16 protein-coding genes are annotated in these 23,093 nt (G+C 76.3%); 10 read left to right on the forward strand and 6 right to left on the reverse strand.

Annotated elements, in window-relative coordinates; all coding sequences use genetic code 11:
- Positions 1–21 precede the first annotated feature (21 nt).
- Positions 22–1,419, reverse strand: a complete 1,398-nt coding sequence (locus tag ABGB16_RS02170; RefSeq protein ID WP_347666225.1) for a ferredoxin reductase family protein — start codon at positions 1,417–1,419, stop codon at positions 22–24.
- 314 nt (positions 1,420–1,733) lie between these two features.
- Complete coding sequence (locus tag ABGB16_RS02175) at positions 1,734–2,714, reverse strand: EamA family transporter (protein WP_347666226.1); 981 nt, start codon at positions 2,712–2,714, stop codon at positions 1,734–1,736.
- A gap of 494 nt (positions 2,715–3,208) precedes the next feature.
- Between ABGB16_RS02175 and ABGB16_RS02180 the strand changes: the two genes are divergently transcribed.
- The 9 genes from ABGB16_RS02180 (at position 3,209) to ABGB16_RS02220 (ending at position 14,036) form a co-directional block, all read left to right on the forward strand.
- A complete protein-coding gene (locus ABGB16_RS02180) occupies positions 3,209–3,658 on the forward strand; it encodes an SAV_6107 family HEPN domain-containing protein (RefSeq protein WP_347666227.1) in 450 nt (149 codons plus the stop codon).
- Positions 3,659–3,782: 124 nt separating this feature from the next.
- Entirely contained in the window at positions 3,783–4,583 is an 801-nt protein-coding gene (locus tag ABGB16_RS02185) for a hypothetical protein (protein ID WP_347666228.1), read from the forward strand.
- Positions 4,584–4,668: 85 nt separating this feature from the next.
- Positions 4,669–6,372, forward strand: a complete 1,704-nt coding sequence (locus tag ABGB16_RS02190) for a DNA polymerase Y family protein (protein ID WP_347666229.1) — start codon at positions 4,669–4,671, stop codon at positions 6,370–6,372.
- A 102-nt stretch (positions 6,373–6,474) separates the two neighbouring features.
- Complete coding sequence (locus tag ABGB16_RS02195; RefSeq protein WP_347666230.1) at positions 6,475–9,924, forward strand: error-prone DNA polymerase; 3,450 nt, start codon at positions 6,475–6,477, stop codon at positions 9,922–9,924.
- A gap of 88 nt (positions 9,925–10,012) precedes the next feature.
- Positions 10,013–10,189, forward strand: coding sequence for a hypothetical protein (locus tag ABGB16_RS02200; protein WP_347666231.1), 177 nt, complete (start codon positions 10,013–10,015; stop codon positions 10,187–10,189).
- Positions 10,190–10,248: 59 nt separating this feature from the next.
- Entirely contained in the window at positions 10,249–11,016 is a 768-nt protein-coding gene (locus ABGB16_RS02205) for a methyltransferase domain-containing protein (RefSeq protein ID WP_347666232.1), read from the forward strand.
- Positions 11,013–12,203, forward strand: a complete 1,191-nt coding sequence (locus tag ABGB16_RS02210; RefSeq protein ID WP_347666233.1) for a nucleotide pyrophosphatase/phosphodiesterase family protein — start codon at positions 11,013–11,015, stop codon at positions 12,201–12,203. Before ABGB16_RS02205 ends, ABGB16_RS02210 begins: the two co-directional genes overlap by 4 nt.
- Positions 12,204–12,267: 64 nt before the next feature.
- On the forward strand, positions 12,268–13,527 hold the full coding sequence (locus tag ABGB16_RS02215) for a DNA polymerase IV (protein WP_347666234.1): 1,260 nt from the start codon (positions 12,268–12,270) through the stop codon (positions 13,525–13,527).
- A 116-nt stretch (positions 13,528–13,643) separates the two neighbouring features.
- The gene (locus tag ABGB16_RS02220) at positions 13,644–14,036 is read left to right on the forward strand and encodes a DUF3040 domain-containing protein (protein WP_347666235.1); all 393 of its coding nucleotides are present in this window, start codon (positions 13,644–13,646) and stop codon (positions 14,034–14,036) included.
- Between the two features lie 442 nt (positions 14,037–14,478).
- Here ABGB16_RS02220 and ABGB16_RS02225 read toward each other — a convergent pair whose 3' ends face one another.
- The 4 genes from ABGB16_RS02225 to ABGB16_RS02240 form a co-directional block, all read right to left on the reverse strand.
- A complete protein-coding gene (locus tag ABGB16_RS02225; RefSeq protein WP_347666236.1) occupies positions 14,479–16,941 on the reverse strand; it encodes a transglutaminaseTgpA domain-containing protein in 2,463 nt (820 codons plus the stop codon).
- Positions 16,942–17,149: 208 nt separating this feature from the next.
- On the reverse strand, positions 17,150–18,448 hold the full coding sequence (locus ABGB16_RS02230; protein ID WP_347666237.1) for a DUF58 domain-containing protein: 1,299 nt from the start codon (positions 18,446–18,448) through the stop codon (positions 17,150–17,152).
- A gap of 2 nt (positions 18,449–18,450) precedes the next feature.
- Positions 18,451–19,500 (reverse strand): MoxR family ATPase, encoded by a 1,050-nt coding sequence (locus ABGB16_RS02235; protein ID WP_347666238.1) that lies wholly within the window; start codon positions 19,498–19,500, stop codon positions 18,451–18,453.
- A 308-nt stretch (positions 19,501–19,808) separates the two neighbouring features.
- Positions 19,809–20,084, reverse strand: a complete 276-nt coding sequence (locus tag ABGB16_RS02240) for a hypothetical protein (RefSeq protein WP_347666239.1) — start codon at positions 20,082–20,084, stop codon at positions 19,809–19,811.
- A gap of 83 nt (positions 20,085–20,167) precedes the next feature.
- On the opposite strand from ABGB16_RS02240, the gene leuS reads away from it, so the two are divergent.
- Entirely contained in the window at positions 20,168–23,005 is a 2,838-nt protein-coding gene (gene leuS / locus ABGB16_RS02245) for a leucine--tRNA ligase (RefSeq protein WP_347666240.1), read from the forward strand.
- The last annotated feature ends 88 nt before the right edge of the window (positions 23,006–23,093 follow it).

Below are 23,093 nucleotides of genomic sequence, written 5' to 3' on the forward strand. Positions count from 1 at the left end.
CCGTACTCCTCCTCGCGCCTGTTACCAGGCGAAACGTTCGTGGTGGATGTGCTCGTCGGGCACCCCGGCGGCCCGGGTCGCGGCCTGCGCCGCGTCGACCCAGCCGTCCGGGCCGCAGAGGAAGACGTCGTGCCCGGCGATGTCGGGCGAGAGCCGGCGCAGGGCCTCGACGTCGGTCAGTTCGGCGGCGTGCCGGGGCAGCCAGGACGGCCGGTCGGCCCGGGGGCCGACCAGGTGGTGCACGACCACCCCGCGCTCGGCCGCGAGCCGGTCCAGTTCCGCGCGGAAGGCCAGCTCCTGCGGGGTACGCGCGCGGTAGAGCAGCACCGCCCGGCCCGGGGCGTACGGCAGCTCCCAGAGCAGGGCCAGCAGCGGGGTGATCCCGACCCCGCAGGCGAGCAGGGTCACCCCGCCGCCGCGCCAGTGCTCCCCGGTCAGCCGCCCGTACGGCCCCTCGAGCAGGACCCGGGTGCCGGGGCGCAGGGCGGCCACCCGCGCGCTGCCGTCCCCGAGGTCCTTCACGGTGATCCGCATCAGGTCCTCCGACGGCGGCGCGGACAGCGAGTACGGGTGGGCCCGGGACCAGCCGGGGCCGTCCAGGAACCGCCAGAGGAAGAACTGTCCCGCCCGCGCCGGCAGCCGGTGCAGGTGCCGGCCGCGCAACCAGACGGAGGTCACCCCGGGCGCCTCGGGCACCACCGTGGCCACCTCGACCCGGTGCCGCAGGCTGCGCCAGGCCGGCAGCCCCAGCCGGAACGCCAGCACGCTGCCCAGCGCCAGCAGGTACACGGTCCACCAGTACGCCCGGGCGGCGGGCGAGGAGACGAAGTCGGCGCCCGTCCAGAGCTGGTGCGGCAGCGCGAGCCCGACGCCCAGGTACGCGTACAGGTGCAGCAGGTGCCACGACTCGTAGCGCAGCCGGCGGCGGGCCGCCCGGATCGAGGTGACCACCACCAGCGTCAGTAGTGCCAGCGCGGCGGTGGCCAGCAGCATCCCCGGGTACCCGCTGACCAGCAGCCAGAACTGGGCGACGACGCCCTCCCGGGCCGTGCCGGCGTACCCGAGGGTGGTCAGCGCGACGTGGGCGAGCAGCAGGTGGAACGAGGCGAAGCCGACCAGCCGGTGCCAGCGGACGATCCGGTCCTGGCCGAAGCGGCGCTCGACCAGCGGCACCCGGGCCATCAGCACCACCTGGATCAGCATCAGGTCGGTGCTGAGCAGGCCGGCGAGCCGACCGGCGGAGGTGAGCCCGGTGGGCACCCCCGACAGCAGCTCCTGCACCCCCCGGTTGGTCGTCCACAGCGCGGTGACGGCGAGCAGGCTGAGGAAGGCGGCGCTGCCGGCCGCGTCGGCCCACCAGCCGGGGGCCACGGGAAGGGCACGCGGGGCGGGCCGTCGCCCGGCGGCGACGGCGGTCATCCGACGGTCCTGTCGGTACGGCTCTCGGTCATGCCCCTCACCCTCCGGCGGGGACCTCTGCGGCGCCTGTTGCGAAGCTGTGACCGTGCTGAGAATCCCGTCGGAGGGCTGGCGAGGCGGGTCGGTGGCCCGGTGACCAGGGCGGTGCGGCTCCTGTGGAGCTGCCCCGCCCACGCTACCGGCCGCCCGGGGGCCGGGCCCGGACGCGGGGTGGGAGCGACAGCAGGGACGGGGCAGCTCCACAGCGGCGGCGGAGACACTCGCCTGCCGGGCCGGACCCGGACGAACCGGCGTCACGCCGGGGTGCCGCCGGGTCAGCGCGGGGCGGCCACCGGCGCGGGCGCGGTGTCGGGCGCGGTCGGCGCGGCCGTACCGGGGGTGGCCACCCGGGCCGTCTCGGCCAGCGCCACGCCGAGCAGCACCAGCGCCCCGCCGCCGAGCTGGGCCGGGTTGAGCGCCTCCCCGTCGCCGATGACCAGCCAGGCGACCGCCGCGGCGAGCACCGGCTCCACCATGCCGACGATCCCGACGCTGGTCGCCGGGAGGTGCCGCATCGCGGCCGCCACCAGCAGGTACGGCACGATCGAGCCGAGCACCACCACGTACGCGCAGAGCAGGGCGACGGGCACGCCCCGGTCGGTGTCGGCGGCCAGCGGCTCCCAGCCGCCGACGCCGGCGGTGACCGCCCGGGTGAGCAGACCGGCGACGGCGGACGCGCCGAACGCCCAGGTGCACAGCGACAGGGTGTCCCGCCCCGCGACGCCCCGCGCGCCGAGCACGTAGTAGACGGCCAGGAAGACCGCCGCGCCGAGGCCCGCGAGCATGCCGAGGCCGTCGAGCTTGAGCTCTCCCCACACCTCGGCCACGCAGCCCAGCCCGGCCAGGCTCAGCGCCAGGCCCGCCCAGAGCCGGGGGCGCACCCGGTGCCGCTGGCCGAACCGCGCCCAGAGGGCGACCAGCAGCGGGGCGGAGTACTCGAACAGCAGGCCGATCCCGACCGGCAGCCGGGAGATGGCCACGAAGTAGAGCATCGGCACCAGGAAGAAGCCGGTCAGGCCGTACGCGACCAGCAGCGGCAGCTGCCGGGGGGTGACCCGCAGCCGGCGGACGCCCGGGCGCAGCACCAGGCTCAGCAGGAGCAGGCCGGCGACGGCGCCGAGCGCGCGCAGCAGGGTCAGCTGCTGGGCGTTCAGGCCGGCCCGGAGCACCAGCTTGGAGACCGTGCCGTTGACGGCGAAGAGGACCCCCGAGCCGAGCACCATGGCGACACCGAGGGCGGGGCGGGGGGTCGTCACGAGCAGAGATTAGTGCCGCCGTCGTCAGGGGCGCCGGGCGGGGCGCTCGTTACCCGCCGGTGTCGCCGCACCACGCCGTACGCCACACGTTGCGTTTTCGTCGGTGGGAGGGTGTACTGTCAGGGACGTTAGAACGGATGTTCGATTCTCTCGAACGCCCGTTCCAACCAACCCGGGCCGGTGTTTCGCGGCTCCGGTCCCGGGTGGTGCGGCTCCGCGGGCCGCACCTGGGTGCCGGGCAGTCGCGAGCCCGGTCCCGTCAGGCAGGAGCGTCGCCCGCCGCCCACGACCCCCGGGCGGCGGGCGACGAACCCGCCGGTACGCCGGCCGGGTGTGGTGTGGGGAAGCGTCCACACCCGGCCGGCCCCACCCGGTGCGCCTTCCTCCGCACCACCCGACCGGCCTGCGCCGGCGACACCCCACGGCTCGGCCCCGCCGGCCGAGCCGCACCGGTCGCCGCGCCCGGCCCCCGGCCACGTGGAGGAGACAGCCCCATGCCGACCAACCCGGCCCAGGCACCGACGGTGCCGGCGCACGTGCTGCCGCACCGCACCCCGGCCCAGCTCCTCACGGTGGCCCGTCGCGGGCTGGTCGAGGCCGCCCAGACCCGCCCCGACGGCCTGCGCTACGCCGCCGCCCACCTGGCCGCGCTCCGCGCCGCCGCCGCCCTGCTCGCCGCCCGCGCGCGCCCCGCCCCGGCCCGGCGCAACCGGGTCACCAGCGCCTGGGTCCTGCTCCGCGCCGTGGCCCCCGAGTTCGACGAGTGGGCGGCGTTCTTCGCGGCCGCCGCCGGCAAGCGCGCCGCGGCCGAGGCCGGCATCCCCCGGGTGGTCACCGCCCGCGAGGCCGACGACCTGCTCCGGGCCGCCGAGCAGTTCGTGACGGTGGTGGAGACCACCCTCGGGCTGGCCCACCAGCCGACGCTCGACGGCCGCGCCGCCTGAGCCCCTGCGGCGCCACGAACGGGCCCGCGCCGGCCGCCCCGGCGACGCGTCCCGTCCCGTACGCACTGCACGCACTGCACGCACGATCCCAGCACGACACGAGGCGCGACGGGGGGTAGGTCCGATGGCGGGCCGCATGGTGGTCGGTTCCGCCGCGTTGGCCGGTCTGGTGCGCCCGGCCAGCGCACCGGACCCGGCCGGCGGTCACCGGGTGCTGCCGGTCGCCCCCGAGCTGACCGGCCTGCTGCCCAACCGGGGGCTGCGCCGGGGCAGCACGATCGCCGTCGCCACCGGCCAGCCCCGGCGCAGCGGCGGCACCTCCCTGGTGCTGGCGCTGCTCGCGGAGGCGTCCCGGGCCGGCTCGTGGTGCGCCGTGGTGGGGGTGCCCACCTTCGGCGCGGGCGCGGCCGCCGAGGCCGGGATCGCCCTGGACCGGCTCGCCCTGGTGCCGCAGCCCGGGCCGGACTGGCCCACCGTCGTCGCCGCGCTGATCGACGGGGTGGACGTGGTGGTCGCCGCCGTGCCGGCCACGGTCTCCGCCTCGGTCGCCAACCGGCTGGCCGCCCGCGCCCGCCAGCGCGGGAGCGTGCTCGTCCCGTATGGCCGCTGGGACGGCGCGGACGTCACGTTGCAGGTGATCAAGGGCGTCTGGGAGGGGCTGGGGCAGGGCCGGGGCCGGTTGCGGCGCCGCGAGGTCACCGTCTCCGCCCGGGGCCGGGGCGCGGCCGCCCGTCCCAAGGAGATCAAGGTCTGGCTCCCCGGCGACGGGCTCACCCGGGTCATTCCCCGCCCGGCCGCCGTCCCCGTCGCCTCCGTCACCGGCCGTGCCGCCGCCGGCCGGCTCCGGCCGGTGCCCCCGGCCGGCCGGCCCGCCCTCGCCGCCGTGCCCCGCCGCGGCGGGCTCGCCCTGCCGGGGCCGGTGTGACCGGCACGGGAGGGGCCTGCCCGGGCCGGCGCGCTCGCCCCGGCCGGTCCGGCCCGATCGGCGGGCTCGCCCGGGTCGGTCCCGCGTGACCGGGGCGCCGGTGCGCACGCTGCTGCTCTGGTGCCCGGACTGGCCGGTGCTCGCCGCCGAGATCGTCGAGGGGGTGCCCGCCACCGGTCCGGTGGCCGTGCTGCACGCCAACCGGGTGGTCGCCTGCTCCGAGCGGGCCCGCGCCGAGGGGGTCCGCCGGGGCCTGCGCAAGCGGGAGGCGCAGGGGCGCTGCCCGCGGCTGACCGTCGTCGACCACGATCCGGGGCGGGACGCCCGGGCGTTCGAGCCGGTGGTCGCCGCCGTCGAGGAACTGGCCGCCGGGGTCGAGGTGGTCCGCCCCGGCGCCTGCGCGCTGGCCGCCCGGGGCCCGAGCCGCTACTTCGGCGGGGAGGAGGCCGCCGCCGAGCGGATCATCGAGCACGTCGCCCAGAACTGCGCGGTGGAGAGCCAGGTCGGCATCGCCGACGGGGTGTTCGCCGCCGGCCTGGCCGCCCGCGCGGGACGGGTGGTGCCCCCCGGCGGCACGCCGGCGTTCCTGACGGCCCTGCCGGTGGAGGCGCTGGGCCGCCCGGCCCTGACCGACCTGCTGCGCCGGCTCGGCGTACGCACCCTGGGGGACTTCGCCGCGCTGCCGGCCGGGGACGTACTGGCCCGGTTCGGCTTCGACGGGGCACTGGCCCACCGGCTCGCCGCCGGCCGGGACCACCGGGCGCTGGCCGTCCGTCGGCCCCCGGCCGACCTGGCGGTGACCGCCGAGCACGACGAGCCGATCGACCGGGTCGACGCCGCCGCGTTCGCCGCCCGCGCGCTGGCCGAACGGCTGCACGAGCGGCTGGCCGCGCACGGGCTGGCCTGCACCCGGCTCGGCATCGAGGCGGTCACCGCGCACGGCCAGGAGCTGCACCGGGTCTGGCGGCACGACGGGCTGCTCACCGCCGCGGCCATCGCCGACCGGGTGCGCTGGCAGTTGGACGGCTGGCTCTCCGGCGGCACCGGCCGCTCCGGCGCCCGCCCGGCCCGCCCGACGTCCGGGATCATCCGGCTGCGGCTCGTACCCGACGGGGTGCTCGCCCGGGCCGGCCTGCAACCCGGGCTGTGGGGGGAGACGGGCGAGGAGCGGGAGCGGGCGCACCGGGCGTTGAGCCGGGTCCAGGGCATCCTCGGCCCCGAGGCGGTGGTCACCGCGGTACTCGGCGGCGGGCGGTCCCCGGCCGACCAGGTGCGGCTGGTGCCCTGGGGCGACGAGCGGCTGCCGGCGCGCCCCGGCGAGCCATCCCTGCCGGCGCGCCCCGGCGAGCCATCCCTGCCGGCGCGCCCCGGCGAGCCATCCCTGCCGGCGCGCCCCGGCGAGCCATCTCTGCCGGCCGGCCCGGCGGGCGGGCCGGCGCGGTCGGGCCGGGCGGCGCCGACGCCACCGTGGCCGGGGCGGCTCCCGCCGCCCGCCCCTGCCGTGGTGCTACCCAGCCCGCTCGCCGCGGCCGTGCACGACGCCGCCGGCGAGCCGGTCGTGGTCAGCGCGCGGCTCCAGGTGAGCGCCCCACCCGTCCGGCTGGCCGTCGGTACGGCCCGACCCGTGGAGATCGTCGGCTGGGCCGGCCCGTGGCCGGTCGACGAACGCTGGTGGGCGCCGGCCGAGGCGCGCCGTCGGGCGCGGTTCCAGGTCTGCCTCGCCGACGGCACCGCCCTGCTGCTGGCGGCCGAGGCCGGCCGGTGGCTGGTGGAGGCCATCTATGACTGAGCACGCACCCTGCGATCTTGGTGCGTTTCGGCCCCTCCGAGGGCCGAAATCCACCAAGATCGCCAGGAATGCGGGACCGGGCGACCCGGGGACCGGGTTCCGGTGAGCTTCCACAATCCGAAGCTGCCGTGGGGGGAGCTGGAACGGGTGCTCTCCGGGCGGGCCGACGGCCGCCCCGGCTCGACCGGGGACGGCGGGGACGGCTTCGGCGGCGGGCGGCACCTGTACGTGGTGGACCCGCTCGCCGTCGACGGCGACGGGGGCGACGCCCCGGCCTGGGCGCACCGGCGGGAGCCGTACCGGCCGCCCGAGCTGTCCCGCCCCGACGACGCGGTGCCCTACGCGGAACTGCACGCGCACAGCAACTTCAGCTTCCTCGACGGGGCCAGCCACCCGGAGGAGCTGGCCGAGGAGGCCGCCCGCCTGGGGCTCACCGCGCTCGCCGTCACCGACCACGACGGTTTCTACGGCGTGGTGCGCTTCGCCGAGGCGGCCCGCGGGCTGGGGCTGCCCACCGTGGTCGGCGCGGAGCTGTCGCTGGGCCTGCCCGGGCCGGGATCCCCGGGGAGAGGCGGAGCGTCCCCCCGCAGCGGCACCGGCGAGCCCGACCCGCGCGGCGCCCACCTGCTCGCCCTGGCCCACGGCCCCGAGGGGTACGCCCGGCTGGCCCGGACCATCGCCCGCGCCCAGCTGCGCGGCGGCGGGAAGGGCCGCCCGGACTACGGCGGGCTGGAGGAGGTCGCGGAGGAACTGCGCGACCACGTGCTGATCCTCACCGGCTGCCGCAAGGGCCACGTGCCGGCCGCGCTGCTCACCGAGGGGGTGGACGCGGCGGCCCGGGAGCTGGACCGGCTGACCGCCCTGTTCGGCGCCGAGACGGTGGCGGTGGAGCTGACCGACCACGGGCACCCGGTCGACGCCGACCGCAACGACGCCCTCGCCGAGCTGGCCGCCGCCGCCGGGCTGCCCACGGTGGCCACCAACAACGTGCACTACGCCACCCCGGGCCGGCGCCGGCTGGCCACCACGCTGGCCGCGGTCCGGGCCCGGCGCAGCCTCGACGAGATCGACGGCTGGCTGCCCGCCGCCGCCACCGCCCACCTGCGCGGCGGCGCGGAGATGGCCGCCCGCTTCGCCGCGTACCCGGGAGCGGTGGCCCGGGCCGCCGAGTTCGGCGCGGAGCTGGCGTTCGACCTGCAACTGGTGGCGCCGAAGCTGCCGGCGTACCCGGTGCCGCCGGGGCACACCGAGGTGAGCTGGCTGCGCGAGCTCACCATGGACGGCGCCCGGGAGCGCTACGGGCCGCGCGAGGCGCACCCGGAGGCGTACGCGCAGCTCGACCACGAGCTGCGGATGATCGAGGAGCTGGGCTTCCCCGGCTACTTCCTGGTGGTGTACGACATCGTCGCGTTCTGCCGGCGGCAGGACATCTACTGCCAGGGGCGGGGCTCGGCGGCGAACTCTGCGGTCTGCTACGCGCTGCGGATCACCAACGTGGACGCCGTCCGGCACCGGCTGCTGTTCGAGCGCTTCCTCGCCCCCGAACGCGACGGCCCGCCGGACATCGACGTCGACATCGAGTCCGACCGCCGGGAGGAGGTCATCCAGCACGTCTACGCCCGGTACGGCCGGGAGCACACCGCCCAGGTCGCCAACGTCATCTCGTACCGGCCCCGGTCGGCGGTGCGGGACGTGGCCCGGGCGTTCGGCTTCTCGCCGGGGCAGCAGGACGCCTGGAGCAAGCAGATCGACCGCTGGGGCGCGGTCGCGGCCGTGGACGTCGAGGACATCCCCGAGGAAGTCATCGCGTACGCCAACGAGCTGGCTGGTGGCTCGGGGAGGTGGGCGGGCTTCCCCCGGCACCTGGGCATCCACTCCGGCGGCATGGTGATCTGCGACCGCCCGGTGATCGAGGTCTGCCCGGTGGAGTGGGGGCGGATGCCCGGGCGCAGCGTGCTCCAGTGGGACAAGGACGACTGCGCCGCCGTCGGCCTGGTCAAGTTCGACCTGCTCGGCCTCGGCATGCTCTCCGCCCTGCACTACGGCTACGACATGATCGGCATGAGCCTGGACCTGGGCGACATGGGCCTGGACGACCCCGAGGTCTACGACATGCTCTGCCGGGCCGACTCGGTCGGGGTGTTCCAGGCGGAGAGCCGCGCCCAGATGGCCACCCTGCCCCGGCTCAAGCCCGACTGCTTCTACGACCTGGTGGTCGAGGTGGCGCTGATCCGGCCCGGCCCGATCCAGGGCGGCTCGGTGCACCCGTACATCCGGCGCAAGAGCGGCCAGGAGGAGGTGACCTTCCCGCACCCGTTGATGCGCAACGCGCTGGAGAAGACCCTCGGCGTGCCGCTGTTCCAGGAGCAGCTGATGCAGCTCGCCATCGACCTGGCCGGCTTCGACGCGGCCGGCGCCGACCAGCTGCGCCGGGCGATGGGGTCGAAGCGGTCGGCGGAGCGGATGGCGCAGATCGCCGACCGGCTCTACGCCGGGATGGCCGAGCGGGGCATCACCGGCGAGCTGGCCGACGACGTCTACCGCAAGCTCTCCGCGTTCGCCAGCTACGGCTTCCCGGAGAGCCACGCGATGAGCTTCGCGTACCTGGTGTACGCCAGCTCCTGGCTCAAGCGCTACCACCCGGGCCCGTTCCTGGCGGCCCTGCTCAACGCCCAGCCGATGGGCTTCTACTCGCCGCAGACCCTGGTCGACGACGCCCGTCGGCACGGCGTCGAGGTGCGCCGGCCGGACGTCAACGCCAGCGGCGCCAGGGCGGTGCTGGAGTCGACCCCGGCCACCCGGTGGGGCAGCGAGCCGGGCGAGCCGCCGCACGCCTGGGGGCTGGGCGGTCCGGCGGTCCGGCTCGGGCTGGGCGGCGTGCGTACCCTCGGCGAGGGCATGGCCGAGCGGATCGAGGCCGAGCGGGCGGCGCACGGGCCGTACCGGGACATGCCGGACCTGGCCCGGCGGGTCGGCCTCACCGCCGCGCAGCTGGAGGCGCTGGCCACCGCGGACGCCTTCGCCTGCTTCGGGCTGACCCGGCGGCAGGCCCTCTGGGCCGCCGGGGCGGCGGCCCAGGACCGGCCGGACCGGCTGCCCGGGACGGTGACCGGCGCGACCGCGCCGATGCTGCCCGGCATGGAGGCGGTGGACCGCCTCGTCGCCGACGTCTGGGCCACCGGCCTGTCCCCGGAGAGCCACCCGGTGCGGTTCCTCCGCGACCGGCTCGACGCGCTCGGGGCGGTGCCGATCGCCCGGCTCGGCGCGGTGGAGCCGGGTCGGCGGATCCGGGTCGGCGGGCTCGTCACCCACCGGCAGCGGCCGGGCACCGCCGGTGGCGTCACCTTCCTCAACCTGGAGGACGAGACCGGCATGCTCAACGTCACCTGTTCGCCGGGGCTGTGGCAGCGGTACCGGCGGGTGGCCCGGACCAGCGCCGCCCTGGTGGTCCGGGGGCGGCTGGAGCGGCACGAGGGGGTGGTCAACCTCGCCGCCGACCGGCTGGACGCCATCGAGCCGCCGGTCAGCCCGCCCTCCCGCGACTTCCGGTGATCATCGTCACTGCTGGTCGGCGGGGGTGCGCGGGAAAATGAAGGGGGGTGGGCAGAGCGGCCCGCCCGTGGCAAGGGGGAATGAACCAGTGACGGGGAACAACGCGTACACCGGTGCGGTGGCGAACGCCCGACGCACCCGGCTCGGCATGGACTGGGTGGCGGCGCACCCGGAGGCCCGGGAGTATCCGGTGACCGACGGGCCGGTGGCCAACAGCCACCGGTCCCGCGCCGAGGAGGACCCCGCGGGCGGCGGGGAGTCCTGACCCGCGCCGGCGGGTCCGGCTTCCTTCCGGTCACCGGACCCGCCGGCCGACTGGACCGGGTGACTAGGCTCGACGGGGTGGAGCAGACCCGAGGCCGGCTCGCCGGCCCGCCGTTGACCCCCCGCACCGCCGTCATCTGGTCGGTGCTGCGGACCGAGCTGGAGCGCCGCGACGGCGACGAGCTGACCGTGCTCGACGTCGGCGGCGGCACCGGCGGCTTCGCCGTCCCCCTCGCCCAGGCCGGCCACCGGGTCACCGTGGTCGACGCCAGCCCCGACGCGCTCGCCGCGCTGACCCGCCGGGCCGCCGAGGCGGGCGTCGCCGACCGGGTACGCGCGCTGCAGGGCGACGGGGACGCGCTCGCCGGGCTGGTCGAGCCGGCCGGCGTCGACCTGGTGCTCTGCCACTCCGTGCTGGAGGTGGTGGACGACCCCGCGCCGGTGGTGGCCGCCCTGGCCGCGGCGCTGCGCCCGGGCGGCGCGGCGAGCATCCTGGTCGCCGGGCAGGCCGCCGCCGTGCTCGCCCGGGCGGTGAACGGCCACCTCGACCAGGCGGTCGCCCTGGCCGCCGACCCGGCCGGCGCCGCCGGTCCCCGGGACACCCTGCGCCGGCGGTACGACGCCGGCCGCGCGGCGGCCCTGCTCACCGCCGCCGGCCTGGTGGTGGAGGAGACCCACGGGGTACGCGTGCTCGCCGACCTGCTTCCCGCCGCCGTCGCGGACGGCCAGCCGGCTGCGCTGGTCGAGCTGGAACTGGCCCTGGCCGCCCGGCCGCCGTACCGGGACCTCGCCGCCCAGCTGCACCTGTTCGCCCGCCGGCCGGCATGACCGGTCCCGTCCCGCCCCCGGCCGGCCCGGGCGAGCCCCCGGGGCCGTTGACGCCGGTCGCGCCGCGCTACGGCGGCGGGAGCCTGGCCGACGTGCTGCCCAGCGCCCTGGCGGTGCTCGGGGTGCCCGGTGCCGCCGACCTGCTCGGGCTGGCCCCCGCGCTGGCCGGGGTACGGCGGATCGCCGTGCTGCTCGTCGACGGGCTCGGCTGGTACCAGATCCCCACCGCCGCCCCGTACGCCCCCACGCTGGCCGGGCTGGCCGCGGCCGTCGGCCGCCCGCTGACCTCCGGGTTCCCGTCCACCACGCCGACCAGCCTGGTCACCCTCGGCACCGGCGCGGCGCCCGGCGCGCACGGGGTGCTGGGCTTCAAGGTGCGGGTGCCCGGCACCGACCGGGTGCTCGCCCACATCCAGTGGGCCGGCGACCCCGACCCGCTGCGCTGGCAGCCCGTCCCCACCCAGCTGGAGCGGGCCCGGGCCGCCGGGGTCGCGGTGACCGTGGTGAGCCGCCCCGAGTACGGCGGCAGCGGGTTGACCCTGGCCGCCAACCGGGGCGGCGACTACCGGGGCGCCGCCGACGCCGACGCGCTGGCCGCCACGATGCTCGCGGCGCTCGCCGCCGGCGACGGGCCGACCCTGGTCTCCGGCTACCACCCCGACCTCGACCGGCACGGCCACCTCAGCGGCGTCGACTCCGACCCGTGGCGGCTCGCCGCGGCCGTGGTGGACGGGCTGCTCGCCCGGCTGGTCGACGGGCTGCCCCCGGACGCCGCGCTGCTGGTCACCGCCGACCACGGCCAGCTCGACGTGCCGCAGGCGGACCGGCTCGACTTCGACGCCGACCCCCGGCTGCGGGCCGGGGTGCGGGTGCTCGCCGGCGAGCCGCGGGTCCGCTACCTGCACGTCGCGCCCGGCGCCGCCGACGACGTGGTGGCCGCCTGGTCGGCGGTGCTCGGCGACGCCGCCCGGGTGCTGCACCGGGACGAGGCGGTGGCCACCGGCTGGTTCGGCCCGGTGCCGGAGGAGCACCTGTGCCGGGTCGGCGACGTGGTGGTCGTCTGCCGGGGCACGTCCGCCGTGGTCGCCACCCGCTCCGAGAAGCCGATCGAGTCGCGGCTGGTCGCGTACCACGGGGCCGACACCGCCGCCGAGATGACCGTCCCCCTGCTGGTCGTGCGCGGCTGACCCCGCCACCCCGAGCGGCCCGGCGCCCGGCGGGAGTGTCGGACCGGCCGACTAACCTGCGGGAATGGGCCGCAGTCAGTCGTTGCCGCGCGGTGGCGACCCGCGCTTCGGGCCGGACGCCGACGACAGCGGCTCGCCGATCCTGCACGTGGACATGGACGCCTTCTACGCCTCGGTCGAGGTGCGCCGCCGCCCCGAGCTGCGCGGCCGGGCAGTCGTGGTCGGCGGGGTCGGCCCGCGCGGCGTGGTCAGCTCCGCCAGCTACGAGGCCCGACGGTACGGCGTGCGCAGCGCCATGCCGACCGCGCGGGCCCGGGCGCTCTGCCCGCACGCGGTCTTCCTGCCGACCGACCCCGCGGAGTATTCGGCCGCCTCCCGGGCGGTGATGCGGATCTTCCGGGACGTCACCCCGCTGGTCGAGCCGCTCTCGCTCGACGAGGCGTTCCTCGACGTGTCCGGCGCCCGCCGGCTGTTCGGCTCCCCGGCCGAGATCGCGCGGCGCATCCGCGCCCGGGTCGCGCGGGAGCAGGGGCTGACTTGCTCGGTCGGGGTCGCGCCGAGCAAGTTCGTGGCCAAGCTCGGGTCCACCCGGGCCAAGCCCGACGGGCTGCTCGTGGTGCCCGCCGACCGCGTCCTCGACTTCCTGCACCCGCTGCCGGTCGCCGCGCTGTGGGGGGTGGGGGACCGGTCCGCCGAGACGCTGCGCCGCCTCGGCCTGGCGACCGTCGGCGACGTGGCCGAGGCGCCGTTCGGCATGCTCCGCAAGGCGCTCGGGGAGGCCGCCGCCACGCACCTGCACGCGCTGGCCCGGGGGGTGGATCCGCGCCGGGTCACCCCGGAGCACGCGGAGAAGTCGATCGGCGCCGAGGTGACGTTCGACGTCGACGTCGCCGACCCGATGGAGATCCGCCGGGCCCTGCTCGCCCTCGCCGAGAAGGTCGGCGTCCGGCTGCGCCGGGCCGGCCAGGTGGGGCGGACGGTGTCGATCAAGGTGCGCATGGCCGACTTCCGCACCGTCAGCCGCTCCCGCACCCTCGGCGTCCCCACCGACACGGCGCGGGAGATGTTCGACACGGCGTGGGCCCTCTACACCGCGCTGGATCCGGGCGAGCGGATCCGCCTGGTCGGAGTGCGGATGGAGGGGCTGGCCCCGACGGGGGAGACCCCGCAGCAGCTCACGCTGGGCGCTCCCGAGCGCGGCTGGCGGGAGGCGGAGGCCGCCGTGGACGCCGCCGCGGCCCGATTCGGGCGATCCATCATAGGTCCCGCGAGCCTGCTCGGCCGTCGGGATGGGCAGCGAGACGAAAATCCGCCCCGCCCGTAGGTCGTCCCGCTTTCCGACGCGCGACCCCCCTCGTAGACTTGACGGTAAGCAGCCGGTTGGCTGTCACGGTCTGTCGGTCCGTCCGGGCCGACCAAGCGTGACCGGGGAGGAGTGCCGTGCCGCTCTCGGAGCACGAGCAGCGGCTGTTCGAGCAGATCGAGCGGTCGCTTGCCGAGGACCCCAAATTCGCCTCGGCCGTGCGCGCCAGCGATCCGCGTTTCCACGCGCGGCGTCGCCTGCTCGTCGCTGCCGGCGCGATCATCGTTGGGCTGGCCCTGCTGGTCTACGGTGCGGTGATCAAGACGCCACCGCTGGCGGTGGCGGGTTTCGTGGTCATGCTGGGTTCGGCGGCGTACGCGGTGCAGTCGCACCGCCGGGCGCAGTCACCCGACCTGCACGTCGTCGGCGGGACGACCAGTCGGCGTCCCCGCGGGCGGTCGGGCCGCAGGTCGTCGTTCCTCGATCGCATGGAGGAGCGGTGGCGGCAGCGCCCGGAGGGGCACCGCTGACCCGGTCCCGCCGGCTGATCCCGGTCCCGCCGGCTGATCTCCGGCCCGCCGGCTGATCCCGGTCCCGCCGCCTGGCGGGACCGCGTCGGTCCCGGCCCGTCCGACGGCGGGCCGCTCGTCATGCCCCGGTGCCCCGCTTGCCCCGCTGTCCGGCGCCCGCTTGCCGCGCTGTCCGGCGCCCGCTTGCCGCGCTGTCCGGCGCCCGCTTGCCGGGCCATCCGGCGCTCACCGCCCTCCCGCCGGTCGCCGTCGAAGCGGCGGTGTCCGCAGGCACCGGATCTCGCCGTGTCGGCGGCGTGGGGGTGTCCGCAGGCCGTGGACACCGCTGTGTCGGCGGCGTGGGGGTGTCCGCAGGCCGTGGATACCGCCGTGTCGCCGGCATGGGGCTTGAGGTGGCGGGTGGGCGACCCAGCACCCTGGTTCGCCCACCCGCGCGACCGGATCAGCGGCCGGTGCGGGCGGCCAGCAGCCGGCGCGGGTCCCAGCGCAGCAGCCGGTACCGCACGTCGCTGGTGCGGGCCACCACCCGCGACGACGTGTCGGTGACCGCCGCGCGCCAGCGCAGCAGCACCGACGGCGGCAGCACGGCCGCCAGCACCCGGGTCCGCCGGCCAGCCCGCGTGGCGAGCGCGGCGCGCACGTCGCGCAGAGCCGGGTGCAGCCGCTCCCCGGTGAGCGGGGCGCGGGCGTAGCGGGCCCGCTCCTCGGCCCGGCCGAGCAGCCTGACCGCAGCGACGGCGGCGGCGTCCTCGGTGAGCGCGTCGGCGACCAGGCGCTCCGCGGTCGCCCTCGGCGTCTCCGTCCGGTCCACCCGGACCCGGTAGTCCACCAGCGTGTCGAGCAACTCGTCCCAGGCGGCGTGCGCGTCCGCCCGCGCCCGGTCGGCGCCCGGCCCGACGACCACCGCCCGCCCCGGAGCGGCCGGGCCGGCGTCGCCGTCCACGATGGCCGGCGCGGTGGGGGCCACCCGGGAGCCGCGCCGGCGCCGCAGGGCGGCCCGCCGCAGGGCCGGCACGGCCAGCAGGAGCAGCAGCGCCAGCACCCCCGCGCTCCACCACGGCCAGGTCGGGGCCTGTCGGGTCGGGGTGTCACCCCCGAGGGCCAGGCCCTGGTCGGTCTCCCGGTCGGCGACGTCCGGCCCCTCCGGTCCGGCGGACGGGTCGGCCTCGCCCGCCGTGGCCGGGTTGCCCGGCTCGGGGGCGGACGGCTCGGGCGCGTCCGTGTCCGGGGCCCAGGCCGACCGGGTCGAGCCCTGCACCCCGTACGCCGGGGTGGCGTCGAAGGGCACCCAGCCCATCCCGTCGAAGTAGACCTCCGTCCAGGCGTGCAGGTTCCGGTTGGTCAGCACGTACGTGCCGTCCGTCGGGCCGCTGCCGTTGCTGAAGCCGAACGCCACCCGGGCCGGGATGCCGGCGGCCCGGACCAGCCAGGCCATCGCGGCGGCGTACTGCTGGCAGAAGCCGGCCTTGTTGGTGAGGAAGTCGACGATGTCCTGGCCGCTCGTGCCGCCCTTGGTGGTCAGGCTGTAGGTGAAGCCGTTGTCCGCGGAGAAGTGGTCGTAGATGGCACGCACCTTGTCGTAGTCGGTGCGCCTGCCGCGGACGAGGTCGGCGACCAGGGTGTCCACCTCGGCCACCCGCGGGGTGTCCGTCTGCTGGACCCGCAGCGGGTGGTCCGACGGCAGCGACCGGGCCGTGCGCAGCGCGCCCGGGGTGTACGTCGACCGGACGTAGTCGAACGAGTAGCGCGCGCTGCGGGAACTCTCCCGATTGGAGAACACCACCTGCAGGTTCCGGTCGTAGAGCCAGTTGCCGTCGAGGCCCTCGGTGCGGATCGGCTCGGCGTACACCGGCAGCAGCCGCATGGTGAGGTTCTTCGTGACCTCCACGGTGGCCCGGTACTGCCGCTGCTCGACGCCCGGCAGGGGCCTGGCTTGGGGCAGGCCCCGGGACACCGGCTGGCCGGTCGGGTTGCGCACCCGGAAGCCGTCCGAGCGCAGCTCGTCCGCGACGCCGAAGCGCAGGTAGAACGGGGCCTGCTCCGTGGTGGTGACCTTCACGAAGTCGGTCACCTCGGACTGGGTGAGCTGACCGCTCAGCGCGGCGAACAGGTCGATCCGCCCCGTGCTGCCGCCCTGGCCGGGGCGGCCGTTGCCGTTGCCCGTCCCGCCGCCGAGCGCGTCGAGCATGCCGCCGGTCATCCCGGGTACGGCCAGCGGCAGGGCCACGGCCAGCGCCACCCCGACCACGGCCAGCCGGCGGCCGGCGGCGGCCAGCGGGGACGACTCCCACACGTCGACGTCCCGGCCGTCGCCGGTGAACCGGCGGCCGAACCGACGCACCCGGTCGACGTTGTCGGTGACCAGCAGCCAGAGGTAGCCGCTGGCGCCGACCACGAACGGCACGGCGGGGACGCTGTCGACGTAGACCGCGACCGGCACCGAGTAGATGGCGAGCATCGGCAGCCCGGCCAGCGCCGGGCGGCGCAGCCCGACGGCGAGGACGTCGACCACGATCGCCACCCCGGCGACGCCGAGCACGGCGACGAACAGCAGCGGGTCGGTGTCGTCGACCTTGACGGTCTGCGTGCGCATGTCCTGCACGGACGCGCTGAGCAGCTCGCCGAAGTGGGTGAACGTGCTCGGGCTGGGCAGGAACGGCACGAGCTCGGTGCCGCCCGGGAAGAGCCAGGTCAGGGCGAGCAGCAGCCCGCCGACCATGCCCAGCGCCTGCCCCCACAGCGGCGCGCGGACCAGCCGGGTCAGCGCGGCCACCCCGGCCACCACCGCGACCGCGATGGCGGCCTGCACGAGCCAGGTCCAGCGCTCGAAGATGGCCGACAGCGGGGCCGCGGCCAACAGGGTCGCGGCCGCGGCCACGAACCCGAGGTTGCGTGTCGCGGTCACGGGACCACCCTTCCGGTCACGTCACGGCGCCCGCGGCGGCTCGTTCCACGCCGCCCGCCAAGGCTCGTTCCACGGTGCCCGCCGCGGCTCGTCTCACGGTGCCCGCCGCGGCCCGTTCCACGGTGCCCGCCAAGGCTCGTCTCACGCCGCCCGCCACGGCTCGTTCCACGCCGCCCGCCGCGGCTCGTCTCACGCCGCCCGCCACGGCTCATTTCACGCCGCCCGCGACGGTCTCGGCCAGCGCCGCCCGTACGGCGAACCCCTGCGAGCCCCGGCCGGCCTGCGGCCACAGCGCCGGCAGCCGGGCGCCGTGCTCCACGCCGATCACCCGCCAGCCGTTCTGCACCAGCGCGAGCGCGGCGGCGCCGTGCGCGTGCTCGGCCTCGGCGCGGGCCCGGGCCGGGAGGTTCAGCCAGGTGGAACTGTCCAGCAGGAAACCGACGCAGGTCGCGCCGTTGCCCCGCAGCCCGGCCAGCAGCTCCGCCTCGGCCGTGCTCAGGGTGCCGAACAGGCCGATGATCAGGCCGCCGTCGGCGCGCTGCCGGACCCGTTGGACCAGCGTGGTGATCTCGCCACGCTGGTCCAGCCGCACCTCGGCGAGGTGGTCGAGCAGCAGCCCGTCCCCGGCGCCCTCGGTCGCGTCGACGTCGGCGCCGTTCCCGGTGACCAGGCGCAGCTTGTACCCGGCCTGGCGCAGGTGCACGGCGATGCTCGCCGCCGCGCAGACCGCCCACTCGAAACTGGCGGTCGGGCCGTCGCCGCGGTGGCCGTACGCGCGGGTGTCCAGCACCACCGTGGCCCGGGCCTCCCAGGGCTGCTCCTCGCGGCGGACCATCAGCTCGCCGGTGCGCGCCGTGGACTTCCAGTGCACCCGGCGCAGGTCGTCGCCCATCCGGTACTCCCGGGTCGCCGCGTCGTCCTCGCCGTGCACCGCCACCGAACGGGCCCGGCTGTCGCCGCTGCCCGCGTACTCGCCGGGGAGCCGGACCGACGGCAGGGGGGTGACCTGCGGGATCACCGTGAGGTGGTCGACGCTCGGGAAGGCCCGGGTCAGCTCGCACAGCCCGAACGGGTCGGTCAGCCGGACCACCAGCGGCCCGACGTCGTACCGGCCGCGCACGTCGGCGCGCACCGTGTACGCCACCGAGCTGGCCTGGTGCGCGCCGAGCCGCTCCAGCACCACCCGGGGCCGGCTGCCCAGCGCGTACGGCAGCCGATCCTCCAGCAGCAGGGTGCCGGTGGGCAGCCGGGACAGGTTCTGCAACCGCAGCACCACCCGGGAGCTGGCCCCGACCGGAACCCGGTGCGGCTCCAGCGAGCGGGTGCAGGCCAGCTTGTACCGGCTGCGCCCGACGTACGCGGCGGCGAGCAGCGGCAGGACGGCGAGCAGCACGGCCACCCGCAGCAGGTCCTTCTCGCCGAGGATGGCGGCGGAGACGGCCGCGGCCACCGCCGCCGCCAGGAACGAGCGGCCGCGGGTGGTCAGGCCCCGGAGCCCGTCGCGCACGGTCATCGCCTCCGCGGCTCGTACGGGGCGCGGCCGTTGTCGTCGGGCCGGTTGTCGTACGGGGAGCGCTTGCGGTCGTGCGGCAGCGGCAGCCGGTGCACCAGGTCGGAGACGATCGCGTCGGTGGTGCGCCGGGCGAGCTGGGCGTCGGCGGTCGGGATGATCCGGTGGGCGAGCACCGGCACCGCGAGCACCTGGAGGTCGTCGGGCAGGACGTAGTCGCGTCCCTCCAGGGCGGCGACCGCCCGGGCGGTGCGCAGCAGTTGCAGGGTCGCCCGCGGGGACGCGCCCAACCGCAGGTCGGGGGCCTCGCGGGTGGCGGTGACCAGGTCGACGGCGTACTGCTTGACCGCGTCGGCGACGTGCACCTCGCGGACCGTGGCGATCAGCCGGCGGACCATGTCGGCGTCGGAGACCGGCTGCAGCTCCTGCAGCGGGTCGGCCGCGCCGTGCCCGTCCAACATGGCCAGTTCGGCCCCGGCGTCCGGGTAGCCCATCGCGATCCGGGCGGTGAACCGGTCGCGCTGCGCCTCCGGCAGCGGGTACGTCCCCTCCATCTCGATCGGGTTCTGGGTGGCGATCACCATGAACGGCGTCTGGAGCTGGTAGGTGACCCCGTCGACGGTGACCTGCCGCTCCTCCATGCACTCCAGCAGGGCGGACTGGGTCTTCGGCGACGCCCGGTTGATCTCGTCGCCGACCACCAGGTTGGCGAAGACCGCGCCGGGGCGGAACTCGAAGTCGTGCGTCTCCTGGTTGTAGACGCTGACGCCGGTGACGTCGCTGGGCAGCAGGTCGGGGGTGAACTGGATGCGGCGCACCGAACAGTCGATGGACCGGGCCAGTGCCTTGGCCAGCTTGGTCTTGCCGACCCCCGGGACGTCCTCGATGAGCAGGTGGCCCTCGGCGAGCAGGACGGCGAGAGCGAGGCGCACGGTCGCGGTCTTGCCCTCGATGACCTGCTCGATGTTGGCCACGATGGCCTCGCTGGCGGCGCGGAACTCGTCGTGCGGCAGCAGACCGCCCACCTCGTCCCAGGTCTGTTGTGTCACGGGCCTCCTCCTCGTCGCCGGAACGGCAGCTCTGTCTAGAGCACCTGGCCCCGTCCTTTGGTTCGCGACGGGAGAGCCTCGTCTGCCGCAGATTTCTCACTGGCCTCTCAGGCTAACCATGTTTGCCGGTGCCGCCGACCCGCGCAGGCAGTCGGTCGGTTACGCCCGGAATATCTGCCGGACGGGGGAGCCGGGCCGGGGCGGTACGGGGGAGAACGGCGGCCGGGCGTCCCACCTGGCGGTGGTGGGCGACGTGCCGTCGCGGCGGGCGGGGTACACTCCCGACATGGCTGGAGTCTTCCTGCTTCTTACCGGGCCGTGCTGATGCGCTGACGCGCGACAGCACGGCGGCCCCTCCTGCGCGAGGGGCTTTTTTGTGCCCTCCGGCGGGCGACGGCACGGCGCTGGCGTCCGGCGGCGGGCACCGCGTCCGCCGCGCCGGCGGCGGGCACCGCGTCCGCCGCGCCGGCGGCGGGCACCGCGTCCGCCGCGCCGGCGGCGGGCACCGCGTCCGCCGCGCCGGCGGCGGGCACCGCGTCCGCCGCGCCGGCGGCGACGACGCGGCGAGCGGATCCACTCCCCATACCGACATGACCGCGCCGAGCGAGGTCAGCATCCAGCCCGGCCGTGGCGTGGCCGGCGGCGACGAGCGAAGCGAGGAGACGCCATGAGTGAGGCAGCAACGGCGGGCGACATCCCCCCGTTCCGGTACACCGCGGCCCTGGCCGACGAGATCGAGAACCGCTGGCAGGACCACTGGGAACGGGAGGGGACATTCCACGCCCCCAACCCGACCGGCCCGCTGGCCGACCCGGCCCACCCGCGCGCGGGCGCGGAGAAGCTGTACGTGCTGGACATGTTCCCGTACCCGTCCGGGGCGGGCCTGCACGTCGGGCACCCGCTGGGGTACATCGGCACCGACTGTTTCGCCCGCTACCAGCGGATGGCCGGGCGCAACGTGCTGCACGCGATGGGCTTCGACGCGTTCGGGCTGCCCGCCGAGCAGTACGCGGTGCAGACCGGCACCCACCCGCGCACCACCACCGTGGCGAACATCGAGCGGTACAGGGCGCAGCTGCGCCGGCTGGGGCTGGCCCACGACGAGCGCCGCTCGGTGGCGACCATCGACACCGATTTCTACCGCTGGACCCAGTGGATCTTCCTGCAGATCTTCAACTCCTGGTACGACCGGGAGGCGAAGAAGGCCCGCCCGATCGCCGAGCTGATCGCCGAGTTCGAAGGCGGCAACCGCCCCACCCCGGACGGCCGCCCCTGGGCGGAGCTGTCCGTGGCCGAGCGGCGCGCGATCGTCGACGACCACCGGCTGGCGTACGTCTCGGAGGCCCCGGTCAACTGGTGCCCCGGGCTGGGCACCGTGCTGGCCAACGAGGAGGTCACCGCCGACGGCCGCTCCGACCGGGGCAACTTCCCGGTGTTCAAGCGGAACCTGAAGCAGTGGATGATGCGGATCACCGCGTACGGTGACCGGCTGCTGGAGGACCTGGACGCCCTGGACTGGCCCGAGCCGATCAAGCTGATGCAGCGCAACTGGATCGGCCGCTCCACCGGCGCGCACATCGATTTCCCCACCGACCGCGAGCCGATCCGGGTGTTCACCACCCGTCCGGACACCGTCTTCGGCGCCACGTACATGGTGCTGGCCCCCGAGCACGAGCTGGTCGACGCGCTGGTGCCGGCCGCCTGGCCCGAGGGCACGAAGGACGCCTGGACGGGCGGGCACGCCAGCCCGCGCGCGGCCGTCGAGGCGTACCGGAAGGCGGCGGCGGCCAAGACGGACATGGAGCGGCAGGCGGAGGCCCGGGAGAAGACCGGCGTCTTCGTCGGCGCGTACGCGACCAACCCCGTCACCGGCGGGCGCATCCCGATCTTCATCGCCGACTACGTCCTGGCCGGCTACGGCACCGGCGCGATCATGGCGGTGCCGGCGCAGGACGAGCGGGACTGGGACTTCGCCGAGGTCTTCGACCTGCCGATCGTGCGGACCGTGCAGCCGAGCGAGGGCTTCGCCGGCAAGGCGTACACCGGGGACGGCCCGGCGATCAACAGCGCCGCGCCGGAGCGGGGCGTGGACCTGAACGGCCTGGGGGTCGCCGACGCCAAGGCCCGGATCATCGAGTGGCTGGAGGCCAACGGGTACGGCTCCGGCGCGGTGACGTACCGGCTGCGGGACTGGCTGTTCAGCCGGCAGCGCTACTGGGGCGAGCCCTTCCCGATCGTGTACGACGAGTCCGGCGCGGCCATCGCGCTGCCGGAGGAGATGCTGCCGGTCGAGCTGCCCGAGGTGGACGACTTCTCCCCGCGCACGTTCGACCCGGACGACGCCGACACCGACCCGGAGACCCCGCTGTCGCGCCGGCGCGACTGGGTCGAGGTGGAGCTGGAGCTGGGCGACGGCCCGAAGCGGTACACCCGCGAGACGAACGTGATGCCGCAGTGGGCCGGCTCCTGCTGGTACGAGCTGCGCTACCTGGACCCGACCAACGCCGACCGGTTCGTCGACGCCGAGAACGAGCGGTACTGGATGGGCCCGCGCGGCGAGGGCGACTGCGGGGGCACCGACCTGTACGTCGGCGGCGCCGAGCACGCCGTGCTGCACCTGCTGTACGCCCGGTTCTGGCACAAGGTGCTGTACGACCTGGGCCACCTCTCGTCGTTCGAGCCGTTCCGCAAGCTGTTCAACCAGGGCATGATCCAGGCGTACGCGTACACCGACGCCCGGGGCTCCTACGTGCAGGCCGAGGAGGTCGTCGAGCAGGACGGCCGCTGGTTCCTGGGCGAGGAGGAGGTGCGCCGCGAGTACGGCAAGATGGGCAAGTCGCTGAAGAACGTGGTCACCCCCGACGACATGTGCGCCGCGTACGGCGCCGACACCTTCCGGGTGTACGAGATGTCGATGGGCCCGCTGGAGGTGTCCCGCCCGTGGGAGACCCGGGCGGTCGTCGGGTCGTACCGGTTCCTGCAGCGGGTCTGGCGGGCGGTCGTCGACGAGCAGACCGGCGAGCTGCGGGTCGGCGAGGACCCGGCCGACGAGGCGACCCGGCGGCTGCTGCACCGGGTGATCGACGGGGTCCGCTCCGACATGGAGGGGATGCGGTTCAACACCGCGATCGCCAAGCTGATCGAGCTGACCAACGCGCTGACCCGGCTGCCGGCCACCCCGCGCGAGGTGGCCGAGCCGCTGGTGCTGATGCTGGCCCCGTTCGCCCCGCACATCGCCGAGGAGCTGTGGCGGCGGCTGGGCCACGACGCCTCGCTGGCGTACGCGGACTTCCCGGCGGCCGACCCGGCGCTGCTGGTGGCGGAGACGGTGACGTACCCGGTGCAGGTCAACGGCAAGGTCCGGGGCCGCATCGAGGTGCCTGCGGACGCGTCCGAGGAGGCGGTGCGCGCGGCGGCCCTGGAGGCGGTCGCGGCCAGCCTGGCGGGCAAGGAGCCCCGCAAGGTCATCGTGGTCCAGGGCCGCATGGTCTCGATCGTGGCCTGACGCGGTTCCCGGCGGTGCGGGCCCCGCCCGCCCCGCCGGCGTCGGCTACCACTCCATCCGTGTCGACGGCCATGCTGCCCGTCGACAC

This window comes from Micromonospora sp. B11E3 (assembly GCF_039871625.1).
Lineage (GTDB): Bacteria > Actinomycetota > Actinomycetes > Mycobacteriales > Micromonosporaceae > Micromonospora.

Excerpts from the sequence above, each read along its gene's own strand:
- ABGB16_RS02185 (WP_347666228.1), top strand. The coding sequence starts at position 3,783 with ATGGCGGGCCGCATGGTGGTCGGTTCCGCCGCGTTGGCCGGTCTGGTG.
- ABGB16_RS02240 (WP_347666239.1), bottom strand. The coding sequence starts at position 20,084 with ATGGGGAGTGGATCCGCTCGCCGCGTCGTCGCCGCCGGCGCGGCGGAC.
- ABGB16_RS02210 (WP_347666233.1), top strand. The coding sequence starts at position 11,013 with ATGACCGGTCCCGTCCCGCCCCCGGCCGGCCCGGGCGAGCCCCCGGGG.
- ABGB16_RS02170 (WP_347666225.1), bottom strand. The coding sequence starts at position 1,419 with ATGACCGCCGTCGCCGCCGGGCGACGGCCCGCCCCGCGTGCCCTTCCC.
- leuS (WP_347666240.1), top strand. The coding sequence starts at position 20,168 with ATGAGTGAGGCAGCAACGGCGGGCGACATCCCCCCGTTCCGGTACACC.
- ABGB16_RS02180 (WP_347666227.1), top strand. The coding sequence starts at position 3,209 with ATGCCGACCAACCCGGCCCAGGCACCGACGGTGCCGGCGCACGTGCTG.
- ABGB16_RS02215 (WP_347666234.1), top strand. The coding sequence starts at position 12,268 with ATGGGCCGCAGTCAGTCGTTGCCGCGCGGTGGCGACCCGCGCTTCGGG.